Source organism: Kitasatospora indigofera, from assembly GCF_014655955.1.
In the GTDB taxonomy this organism is placed as follows: Bacteria; Actinomycetota; Actinomycetes; order Streptomycetales; family Streptomycetaceae; genus Kitasatospora; species Kitasatospora indigofera.
The window spans coordinates 37,707-47,938 of sequence record NZ_BNBO01000068.1; the positions used below are offsets into that span (position 1 = coordinate 37,707).

The window sequence follows — 10,232 nt, forward strand, 5'->3', positions numbered from 1 at the left end:
GATTGACCGGGCGATGGTAGGCGCCCAGGCTAGGGGGTGCGCTGATGCCGCGTCAGGCACCTGCGGCAATTGATCATTTCCGAAAGAATTCCGTCGCGGGCCGTGGCCGGCGCGCCGCCCCGCGCGAGGTCAGGCCGTCTTCCCGCGCTCGCGGACGGCGGTGTCCGCGGGCGCGCCGGGGGCGGCGGTGACCCGGGTGCCGGGGTGCAGCAGGGCGCACAGGAAGGCGACCGCGAGGGCGGCCGCCATGCCGTACAGCACCGGGCCGTTCGCCTCGGCGAAGTCGTGCCGGACGGCGTCCAGCAGGCCGGCGCCGGCGCCGGTGGCGGGGCCCTGCCCGCCGGGGGCGCGGCCGGTGATGCTCCCGGTGAGGGTGTCGGCGACGTTGTGCGCGGTGTCGGCCGGCACGCCGTTGTCGACCAGGGTCCGCTGCACGTTGCGGACGGTGCCGTTCAGCAGGACGGTGCCCAGCACCGCCAGGCCCAGGCTGGCGGAGTAGTTGCGCACGGTCTGGGTGATCCCGGTGACCTCGCCGTAGGAGGCGTCGATCGAGCGGTTGACCGCGTCGGTGGAGGCCGGTGTCAGCAGCAGCCCGATGCCCGCGCCCGCCAGCACGATGTACGGCCACTGCGCGCCCAGCGACAGGTCGGTGATCTTCGAGGCCCACAGCGCGAAGCCGGCCGCGGACACCGCCGTGCCCAGCAGCATCGGCGGGCGCGCGCCGCGCCGGTCCAGCATCCGCCCGCCGAGCTGCGAGCCGGGCGCGAAGCCGGCGAAGAAGACCAGCAGGTACAGGCCCGCCTCGTCGGGGGACTGGCCCAGCGCCACCTGCGCGTAGACCGACGCGAAGAAGAACACCGGGACGAAGGCGATCATGGCGAAGAACAGCACCGCGTTGTCCGCCGCGAACGCCCGGTCGGCGAAGACCCGCAGCTTGATCAGCGGATGCTCGGTGCGCAGCTCCACCAGCACGAACACCACCAGCACCAGCAGGCCCCCGACGATGCACAGCCACGTCGCCGCGCTTCCCCAGCCCCAGGCCGCCGCCTGCTGCAGGCCCAGCACGCTCAGCCCCATGCCGGCGGCCACCAGGAACGCGCCCCGCCAGTCGACCGGCTCCCGGCGCGCGGTGTTGCGGATCCCGGCCAACGCCGTCAGCACGAGCGCGACCACCGCCACCGGCACGTTGACCCAGAAGATCGCCCGCCAGGTCCAGGTGGTCAGCCAGCCCCCGAGCAGCGGGCCGATCGCCGTCAGGCCGCCCGCCACCCCGAAGAACAGCGCCAGCGCCCGCCCGCGCCGCTCCACCGGGAACACCTCCACCACCACCGCGAGCGCCGCCGGGAACATCAAGGCCGCACCCAGGCCCTGCACCGCCCGGAAGCAGATCAGCCAGGTCTCCGCGGCGCCGCCGGAGGGCACCGCCCCGCACAGCGCGGAGGCGCTCACGAAGGTCAGCGTCCCGGCCAGCATCATCCGCTTGTGGCCGAGCACGTCCGCCAGCCGCCCGCCCAGCGCGAAGAACGCCGCCAGCGACAGCAGGTAGGCGTTCACCACCCACTGCATGCCGACCGCCGACAGGCCCAGCTCGCGGATGATGTCCGGCGCGGCGATCGACACGATCGTCTGGTCGATGAACGTCATCGACACCGCGAACAGCATCGCGGCCAGCGTCAGCGACTGGTTGGCCGCGACGGGCGCGGGGCCCCGTGCGGGCCCCTGCGCGGTGGGATCGGGCCGCCGGCCTGCCATCCGTTGCGTCCTTCCGTCCTGCGGGCCCGCCGCCGCGCGGCCCGCGCCTGATGGTCCGCGCCCGGTGGTCCGGACCGGGGCGCCGCCCCCGCCCGTGGGCGCCTGGCCCGGCCGCCGGGGCCGGCGCCCGCTCCACCCACCGACCCTGCCCGGGCCGCGCGGCGGCGCGCGGCAACGCCACGTCCCACCGACGCGATGTCAGCTGTTCGGCGGATCGGCCGCTCGGCGGATCGGCGGATCGGCGGGCGGTCCGGGCGCCGCCGCCCGGGCCGCCCGCCCCGCCCGCCCCGGCGCCCCGCCCCGTCCCGCCGCTCGCCCCCCCCGGCGCCCCGCCCCCCTGGCACCCCCGCACCGCCGGGCCGTGGGCGGCGTCCCGTAATCTCACCCGACCTGGGCCGACACCCGAGTGCCCAGCAGGACGGGGACCGAGAACACCATGACCTACCGCCGCGCGGCGATACCGGCACTCGTCGGGGGACTGCTGCTCACCGCACTGCTCTGGTGGGCGGGAGCGAGCACACAGGCGCTGCGCCTGCCGGGCAGCAGCGGCGTGTTCGGCGGGCAGGGCGCCGTCGACCTCGACCACTGGCTCGCCCCCTGGTCCTACGACCCGCCGCCCGGCGTCCAGCTCGGCACCGAGCCGGGCCCGGGCGGCGGCGCGGGCGTCACCGGGGCCCGCTACCTCTCGCTCTGGGGCACCGCGATGCAGATCCGCTACGGCGCGCTCCTCGCCTTCTTCGTCCCCGGGGCGCTGTTCCTGCTCCGCCGGCTGCCGCCGGTGCGCGGCCGCACCACGGCGGCGCTGCTCGCCCTGTGGGCCTGGGCACCGGTGGCCGGCACGCTCGCGGTGACCGTCTCCGCGCCGTGGCTGATCGCCGCGACGGGGCACGGCAGTTACCGCTTCCTGCCGCAGCTGGCCGGTGTCATCGCCTCGGGACAGCAACTGCTGGTGCTGCTGGGGCTGCTCACCGCGGCCGTGACCGTGGCGGTGGCGCGGATCACCGCGCAGGGCGCCGGCCCGCTGCCGCGGCAGGCCGTCCCGGCGCGCGCCGCCCGCCTGTCCGCCACCGCCGGGACGGGCGTGGTCGCGCTGTCCCTGGTGGTCCTCTCCTACCAGCCGGTCGCCGCCGCCCTGCAGACCGCCGCCCTCGGCGGGGGACTCCTCTCCGAACCGGGTGAACTCCTGCGCGAGTGGCTGGTGCTGGGCGCCTGGGCGGCCCCGGCGGGCGCCCCGGACGGCGACTGGCTGCTGTACCGCTGCCCCGACCTGGTGCTGCTCGTCGTGGTGTGGTGCGCCCTGCGGCGGCTGCCCGCCCTGCTCACCCGGGTCACGGTCCCGGCGATGGCGGTGGGCGCGGTCTGCGCGACCGTCCTCGGGCTGCTGGCCGGCCGGCTGACGCGGATGCCGCTGGACGCGAGGATCCCGGGCCGCGGGCTGCTGCAACTGGCCGCGGGCCTCGGCAGCGGCGTGCCGGCCGCCCTGACCTGCGGTCTGCTCGCGGGGGCCGCGGCCGCGGTGACCCTGCGGGCGGCCACCGGAGACCCGCGCGGCACCCGCACCCCGGCCCCGGCCCCGGCCCCGGACTCGGCCCCGGACCCGGACCCGGTCCCGCCCCGGCCGCAGGACCCGCCCCGCGCGGCGGGCTGAGCACGGGGCGGCCACGTCCGCGCGGTTCCTGCGGCCGGTTCCTGCGGCCGGGGCCGGGGTGCGGGGCCGGCGGGCAGGGTCAGCGGGTGCGCCGGCGGGCCTGCCTCATCTCGCGGTCGACGGCCCAGGCGTCGGCGACCGGCCCGAGGTGGCCGAGCTTGTCGGGATTGCTCACCGCGCGGACGGCCTGCACCCGCCCGTCGAGCACGTCGAGGGCCATGGTCTGCAGGATCCGGCCCTCCCGGTCCCGGAAGATCGCGCCGGGCTGGCCGTTGACCTCGTGCTGTTCCAGCGTCACCTCGACCTGGAGCAGCCGGGGCAGGACGGTGGCCAGCAGCCGGGCCACGTTCTGCGCGCCGGTGACGGCCCTGGCCAGCTGCGGGGCCCGGCCGCCGCCGTCCCCGACCAGCTGCACGTCGGCGGCCAGCAGTCGCTGCAGCCCGTCCACGTCGCCGTCCTTCAGCGCCTCGAAGAACCGGGCAGCCAGCTCCTGCCGCTCCTGACGGTCCGCCGCGAACCGCGGCCGCCCGGCCGCCATGTGCCGCCGGGCCCGCACCAGCAGCTGCCGGCACGCCGCCTCCGAACGCTCCACCGCCGCGGCGGTCTCGTCGAACCCGAAGCCGAACACCTCCCGCAGCAGGAACACCGCCCGCTCCAGCGGGCTGAGCCGCTCCAGCAGGAGCAGCGCCGCCGTCGACACCGAGTCGGCCAGCTCCGCCGAGCGCGCCGGGTCCTGGTACGGGTCGTTCAGCAGCGGCTCGGGGAACCACGGCCCGACGTACGCCTCGCGCCGCACCCGCGCGGAGCGCAGCACGTCGATCGAGACCCGGGTGACCGTGGCCGACAGGAAGGCCCTGGCCGACACGGGCCGGGTCGCCGACCCGTCGAAGCGCAGCCAGGTCTCCTGCACGGCGTCCTCGGCCTCGCTCACGCTGCCCAGCACCCGGTAGGCGATCGAGAACAGCAGCGGCCGCAGCTCCTCGAACTCCTCGACCTTGCTCACGCCGGCTCTCCTTCCCCCGAAGTCTCCCGCCCGGCCGCCCCGGCCGGCGCGCGCTGTCCGCCATGACCGGCCGGAGCCCGCCGGCGGGTCAGCGTAGTGCCCGCCGGGCCCGGGGCCCGCCGGCCGGGGCCGGGCGGTCCGTGCACCGGCCGGCGGGCCGGGCGCGCGGCCCGCTCAATGGAACTGGCCGGCCTCGTAACCGCCCGCCGGCTGCCGGGCGATGACGTTCAGCCGGTTCGCCGTGTTCATGAACGAGACCAGCACGACCAGGGCGGTGAGCTGCTCCTGGTCGAAGTGCCCGGCGGCGCGCGCCCACACCTCGTCGCTGACCCCGCCGGCCGCGTCCGCGATCCGGGTGCCCTGCTCCGCCAGCTCCAGCGCGGCCCGCTCGGGCCCGGTGAAGACGGTGGCCTCCCGCCACGCCGCCACCAGGTGCAGCCGCACCGCGCTCTCGCCGGCGGCCGCGGCGTCCTTGCTGTGCATGTCGATGCAGACGGCGCAGCCGTTGATCTGACTCACCCGCAGCGCCACCAGCTCCTGCGTCGCGGCGGGCAGCGGCGAGTCCTTGAGGATCCGCCCCGCCGACATGAGGTGCTTGAGGATCTTGCCGGCGGTCGGGTCGGCGAAGTAGTCCAGTCGCGCGTCCATGGGGTGCTCCTTCGGGGTCGTCGTCGGTGGGTCTCGTTCCTGGGACGAGACAGCGCCGCTCCCTGTGACACGGGCGGATGTGACCTGCGTCTCCCGCCGCACCCGCCGCACGCGCCCGCACCCGCCGCACCCGCCGCACCCGCCCGCACCCGCCGCGCCGCGCCGGGGCGCGCCGGGGCCGGGGGCGGAGGGCCCCCGTCGGCCCGTCAGCCCGTCAGCCCGTCAGCCCGTCGGTCCGTCGGCCCGGCAGCCCGTCGGTCCGTCGGCCCGGCAGCTTGTCCGGACGGCCTGTCAGCAGGCCCGGCCGGTGCGGATCCCCGCCGTCCCCGCCCTTGTCAAGGAAGTCTTGACAAGGGCGAGGGTGTCAAGGTTTCCTTGACACATGCCGATCCTGACGCCGACGACGGCGGCCCGACCCGCGCCCGCCCCGGCCTCCGCCGCCCTGCCGGCCCTCCTCCCGCTGACGGCGGTCCTGCCCGCCCTCACCGGCCTGTTCGCCGACCGGCTCGCAACGCCCGCGACGATCGCCCTGATCGGGGCGGACCTCGCGCTCGTCGCCGCGGCCGGCGCCCTGGTCGCCCGCCGGACGGCCACCACCGGTACCGGCCCGGCCGGCCCGGGCCCCCTGCAGCAGGCCCGCCGCGACCGGGAGACCCTCGACCGCCTCGAACCGCTGCGCCCCGACACCCCCGCGGGCGCGGCACGATGAGCGACGGACCACTGCTCAGCCCGGAGGAGGTCACCCGCATCCGGGAGGGGATCGCCGCCACCGTCCTCGCCGCCCCCGAGGGCCTGGCCGACTCCCTGGAACACGACCCCGCCGGCTACCTGCGCCTGGTGGACGCCACCCGGGTCGGCGCCGAGGAGACGAGCCGGCTGCTGCGCGAGGCGGTCCAGGGCGCCCGGGCCGCCGGCCACAGCTGGGACACGGTCGGACGGGTCCTGGGGGTCAGCCGCCAGGCGGCCCAGCAGCGCTTCGCCGACAAGGGCGCGAACGCCGCAGCCGCCCACCCGGCCGGCCCCGGCCCCGACGGCCCCGAACGGCGCGTCCTGACGCCGCTGACCGCCTTCAACGAGATGGCCGCCCTCGCGGAGGCCGGCCGCGAGGGCTGGCACCTGGTCGGCTACGGCGCCCTGTACCACGAGGTCGAGGCCTCCGGGCAGCCCTGGGAGCACTGCCGCGTCACCCTCGCGGCCGGCGGCCGGCACCGCCGGATGGAGAGCGAGGGCTGGATCCCCGTCGGCGCCGGATGGTTCCCCTGGCGGTACTACAAGCGCCCCCTGGCCCACCCCCAGGACCGGTAGGCCCGCCCCCGCCGCCCCCGCCCCGGCATCCCGGGCACCACCGCCCGCCGCGGCGCCCCGGGCACCCGTCCGCCCGCCCGGGGATCCCGTGGTGGTCGGAGGAACCCCGGGGCGGCGCGGGGCCGGCCGACCCGGCCCCGCCCCGGCCAGGTCGGGACCTTGGGCCCCGCCCGGTCCCGGCCCGCCCTCCCTACGCTTGGAGCGGCGACCGCACGCGGTCGCGGCGGCCCCGGCGGCCGTCCCGACGCCCGGTTCGAGGGCGCCCGGTCCCCGACGCCCGCCCGGCTGCACCGGCGAGGAGAGCCAACGCGATGATCGGAACGCTCCGTCCGGGCGGACGCTGTCCCGGACGGCTCACGCCCGCCAGACTGCTCTGGGGCGGCCTCGGCTCCGCCGTCGCGATCGCCGCCGTCACCGCCCCCGGCGCGCTGGACGCCCGGGACGACATCGACCACGCCGCCCTGCGCTTCAGTGCCCACCTGGACCCGGCCGCCCGCGCCCTGCACGAACTCGTCGCCGCCGTCCAGACCCAGCCCGGCACCCCCGGCCCGGCGCCCCGCGACACCGCGGCCCCGGCCGCGCCGGGTGCGCCCCGCCCCGGAGCCGCCGTCGCGGCGGACCGGATGGCGGCCCTGCGCGCGGCGGCCGACGGCCTGCCCCGGCTGAGCGCCCCCGTCGGTGACCTGGAGCGCGAACTGTCCGCCTGGCTCACCGCCGCCACCGCGGCGCGCCCCTTACCGGCCCTCGCCCCCGCCGACCGCGGCGAACTCACCGACCGGGTGCTCGTCCACGCCACACGCCTGACCGACGCGGTCTACCAGGAGTACGACCTGGCCCGCGCCGACGCCTCCCGGGCCCGCGAGGCCATGGGCCTGCGCCTGGCCCTCGGCGCCGCCGCCCTGCTGGCCCTCCTGTGCACCCTGACCATGCTCATGTGGTGCCGCATCGTCCTGCCGCTGGCCACCCTGGAACGCACCCTGGGCGCGGTCGCCTCCGGCCGGCCCGGCCGCCTGCCCGCCGTACCCCGCCGCAGCTGGCTCTCCCACGCCCACGCCGAGACGCGGCGCGTCCAGCTCGCCCTCAAGGAGGAGCGCTGGGCCGCCCGCCGCGACCGCGAGGCACTGCGCAGCAACGGCACCGCGGCGATGGGACTGCGCCACATCCTGACCGTCACCGAGCAGCCCGGCCCGGGCGTGCGCAGCCACGGCGACACCGTCGCCGCCGAAGGACTGATCGCCGGGGACTTCCTCGACACCGTCGCACTGCCCGGCGGCGCCACCGCCCTGCTCCAGGGCGACATCGCCGGCCACGGCGTCCAGGCCGGACTGCTCGCCGCCCAGGTCAAGTACGCCGCCCTGGCGGCGCTGCGCCTGGGCCGCGGCCCGGAGGCGGCCGTGCAGGCGGCGTGGTCGGCGCTGGCCCACGAGGACGAACGCTTCGCGACCCTGGCCGTGGTCGTGGTGGACCCCGCGGCCGGTGCGCTGCACTGGCTCAACGCCGGCCACGAGGAGCCGTTCCTGCGGCGGGCCACGGGCGAGGTGGAGCGGCTCGCCGCCACCGGCCCGCTGGTGGGTTCGCTGATCACCGAACCGGACGGCTCCTGGTCGGTGCGCAGCACCGCCTTCGCCCGCGGCGACCTGGTGGTGCTGTGCACCGACGGCCTCACCGAGGCCCGCAACGCCGCCGGCCACCAGCTCGGGGACACCACCGTCGCCACCGTCCTGCGGGACGGCCCGCCGGACCCGGTCGCCATGGTGCGGGCGCTCTACCTCGCCGTCGAGGACCACGGCGCCGACTGGCAGCGCGACGACGTCACCATCCTGGCCGCCGACACCACCTGCCGGCCCGCACCGGCCCGCACCACGGCCACCGGCGGTGACCGGCGGCGCTGACCGGCAGCACCGACCCGGCGCGCTGACCGGCCCGGCCGGCGCGGGGCCTGACGGAGCGTGGGCCCCGGGGCCCGGCCGCAACCGGCTGTGCTCCGGGGGCGTCCGTACCTCGTGGCGGCGCGGTGTCGCGTCGTCAGGGGCCGGTGTCCGTACGACCTTTCCGGGGAGGGGGCACGGTGGCACAGGGGACGTCCCGGGACGGGAGCGGCCGGCCGCAGGGACCGGGGCCGCGGCGGCCGGCGGTGGGGGAGGAGCGGGCCCCCGCAGGCGCGGGCCGCCTCGTCGTGCCGTCACCGGGCCGAGCGGGAGCGGCCCCGCGACCTCCTGGCCCGGCACCGGGCGAAGCAGGCCGCCGGGGCCGTTGCCGGCGGTGGCTGAGGTGATGGACCACTCCGCGCTGGCCCGCCGCCTGGACGGCAGGAGCGCCGAGGTCGTGGTCAGGAGTTTCTGCCGGGGCCCGAGCTGGCGCAGCAGATCTGGGCAGCGGGCCTGTACGGGTATCGCCTGGAGCGCCACGACCCCGGAGCGGTGCCGGGCCTGGCCGGCCCACGCCTGCACTTCGTCCTCGGCCCGGACCCGGCCGCGCGGCGGCGGGCCGCCTGGATGCGCCGTCCCGACCTGCGCCCCGGTGTGCTCGCCCCGGTGCGGTGGGGGACCAGCCGGGTGGGGGAGTGGCCACCGGTGTGGACGCCGCCGGGCCGGCCGCCCGGCCACGGCCCCGTGCCGCCGGCGGACGGGGACCTGCCGTCCGCGCCGTGGATCGCCCCGTGGCGCACCAGGCTGAGTCCGGGCAACATCGCCCTGCTGGCCGGCTTCGTGGTGCTCGTCCGGACGCTGGCCGCGCTCGGGCTGACCCGCAGCGGCCGGGCGGTGGCGTTCGCCGCCTGGGACATTGGCACCGCATTCCTGGTGGCCGTACTGCTGACCGGGGCACTGGTCGCCCGGCGGGTCCGCAACCGCGCCCGCCGGGCACCCGGCACCTGACGGCCCGTCCGGCCGGGCACCCGTCAGGTGCCGGGTGCCCGGCACAGGGCCTGGTCCGGGGCGTGCGTGGGCCCGGTGCCGGGCTGGTGCATGGTGTCAGTCCTGGTCCGGGGCGGCGCTCCGTCCGTCCTCGGGGTCCGGTCCGGCGGTGCCGTCCGAGGCCGTCGCGGGCATCGAGTGGAGGATCTCGCGGGCCTGTTCCGCCGCGCGGGCGATGCTCTCGGAGACGAAGTCGAGGAAGCGGGCGATGTTTTCGAGGCGGGCGCCGGCCGGGGTGCCGGAGCCGAAGACGCTGACGCCCTGCCGCGCGGTTTCGACTATCTGGGCGGTGGAGCGGGCGCTGGCCATCATCGACCGGTACCAGATGTCGTTGTCGACGATGTAGCGCTCACGGCGGCGTTCGTCGCGCTCCCGGCGCACGAGGCCCTGGCTCTCGAGGAACGTGATCGCCTTCGAGACGGACGCCGGGCTGACCTGGAGGCGCTGGGTGAGCTCGGCCGAGGTGAGGCTGCCCGTGTCGGTCAGGCAGAGGCAGGACATCACCCGGGCCGTCATCTGGGGCATGCCCGACTGCAGCATGACGGTCGTGAAGACCTCCTCGTACTGGCGCACGGCCTCGGGGTCGCGCCCGTGCGCCTGCGGGGAGGCCTCCGACCCCCGGGGCGCGGCCTGCCGGCGCCGGTGGGCGCGGTGCTCGGTGGCGCGGTGGGCGAGGTCGGCCCGGTAGGAGGTGGGGCCGCCGTTGCGCATCACCTCGCGCGTGACGGTCGAGGTGGGGCGGTCGAGGCGTCTGGCGATCTCGGCGTAGGCGAGGCCGTCGGCCAGTCCCAGCGCGATCTGCTGACGTTCCTGCTGGGTGAGCCTGCCTCCCGGCATCGCGGTCTCCTTCGTCGTCCGTGGTGTCCCCAGTATAGCGTTCACGCTCATTCCATTGCAACGGAACACCCGGGGCTCGTTGCGTTAGCGTCGAGACTATTGCAATGAAAAAGCGGCAACTGCC

The 10,232-nt window shown here is 77.3% G+C and carries 9 protein-coding genes; 5 read left to right on the plus strand and 4 right to left on the minus strand.

Annotation, left to right across the window (positions count from 1 at the left end; genetic code table 11):
- Positions 1–129: 129 nt before the first annotated feature.
- Positions 130–1,752, minus strand: a complete 1,623-nt coding sequence (locus tag IE329_RS35225) for an MFS transporter (RefSeq protein ID WP_190215109.1) — start codon at positions 1,750–1,752, stop codon at positions 130–132.
- Positions 1,753–2,188: 436 nt separating this feature from the next.
- Here IE329_RS35225 and IE329_RS35230 point away from each other — a divergent pair, with 436 nt between their 5' ends.
- Positions 2,189–3,400: a hypothetical protein gene (locus tag IE329_RS35230; protein ID WP_190215110.1), complete on the plus strand. Its 1,212-nt coding sequence runs from the start codon at positions 2,189–2,191 to the stop codon at positions 3,398–3,400.
- A 79-nt stretch (positions 3,401–3,479) separates the two neighbouring features.
- On the opposite strand, the gene IE329_RS35235 is transcribed toward IE329_RS35230, so the two are convergent.
- The gene (locus tag IE329_RS35235) at positions 3,480–4,403 is read right to left on the minus strand and encodes an RNA polymerase sigma-70 factor (protein ID WP_190215111.1); all 924 of its coding nucleotides are present in this window, start codon (positions 4,401–4,403) and stop codon (positions 3,480–3,482) included.
- A 174-nt stretch (positions 4,404–4,577) separates the two neighbouring features.
- Entirely contained in the window at positions 4,578–5,051 is a 474-nt protein-coding gene (locus IE329_RS35240) for a carboxymuconolactone decarboxylase family protein (protein ID WP_190215112.1), read from the minus strand.
- 382 nt (positions 5,052–5,433) lie between these two features.
- On the opposite strand from IE329_RS35240, the gene IE329_RS35245 reads away from it, so the two are divergent.
- The 4 genes from IE329_RS35245 to IE329_RS35260 all read left to right on the plus strand — a co-directional run bounded on the left by IE329_RS35245 (position 5,434) and on the right by IE329_RS35260 (position 9,232).
- A complete protein-coding gene (locus tag IE329_RS35245; protein ID WP_190215113.1) occupies positions 5,434–5,760 on the plus strand; it encodes a hypothetical protein in 327 nt (108 codons plus the stop codon).
- Positions 5,757–6,356, plus strand: coding sequence for a hypothetical protein (locus IE329_RS35250; protein WP_190215114.1), 600 nt, complete (start codon positions 5,757–5,759; stop codon positions 6,354–6,356). The genes IE329_RS35245 and IE329_RS35250 overlap by 4 nt, the downstream gene beginning before the upstream one ends.
- 311 nt (positions 6,357–6,667) lie before the next feature.
- Complete coding sequence (locus tag IE329_RS35255; protein ID WP_190215115.1) at positions 6,668–8,248, plus strand: PP2C family protein-serine/threonine phosphatase; 1,581 nt, start codon at positions 6,668–6,670, stop codon at positions 8,246–8,248.
- Between the two features lie 528 nt (positions 8,249–8,776).
- On the plus strand, positions 8,777–9,232 hold the full coding sequence (locus IE329_RS35260) for a hypothetical protein (RefSeq protein WP_190215116.1): 456 nt from the start codon (positions 8,777–8,779) through the stop codon (positions 9,230–9,232).
- Between the two features lie 96 nt (positions 9,233–9,328).
- On the opposite strand, the gene IE329_RS35265 is transcribed toward IE329_RS35260, so the two are convergent.
- A complete protein-coding gene (locus tag IE329_RS35265) occupies positions 9,329–10,108 on the minus strand; it encodes a helix-turn-helix domain-containing protein (RefSeq protein ID WP_190215117.1) in 780 nt (259 codons plus the stop codon).
- Between the last annotated feature and the right edge of the window lie 124 nt (positions 10,109–10,232).

What these genes read in the sequence shown, in the direction of transcription:
- IE329_RS35225 (WP_190215109.1), bottom strand. Translation starts at nt 1,752, where the DNA reads ATGGCAGGCCGGCGGCCCGATCCCACCGCGCAGGGGCCCGCACGGGGC.
- IE329_RS35230 (WP_190215110.1), top strand. Translation starts at nt 2,189, where the DNA reads ATGACCTACCGCCGCGCGGCGATACCGGCACTCGTCGGGGGACTGCTG.
- IE329_RS35240 (WP_190215112.1), bottom strand. Translation starts at nt 5,051, where the DNA reads ATGGACGCGCGACTGGACTACTTCGCCGACCCGACCGCCGGCAAGATC.
- IE329_RS35245 (WP_190215113.1), top strand. Translation starts at nt 5,434, where the DNA reads ATGCCGATCCTGACGCCGACGACGGCGGCCCGACCCGCGCCCGCCCCG.
- IE329_RS35250 (WP_190215114.1), top strand. Translation starts at nt 5,757, where the DNA reads ATGAGCGACGGACCACTGCTCAGCCCGGAGGAGGTCACCCGCATCCGG.
- IE329_RS35255 (WP_190215115.1), top strand. Translation starts at nt 6,668, where the DNA reads ATGATCGGAACGCTCCGTCCGGGCGGACGCTGTCCCGGACGGCTCACG.
- IE329_RS35265 (WP_190215117.1), bottom strand. Translation starts at nt 10,108, where the DNA reads ATGCCGGGAGGCAGGCTCACCCAGCAGGAACGTCAGCAGATCGCGCTG.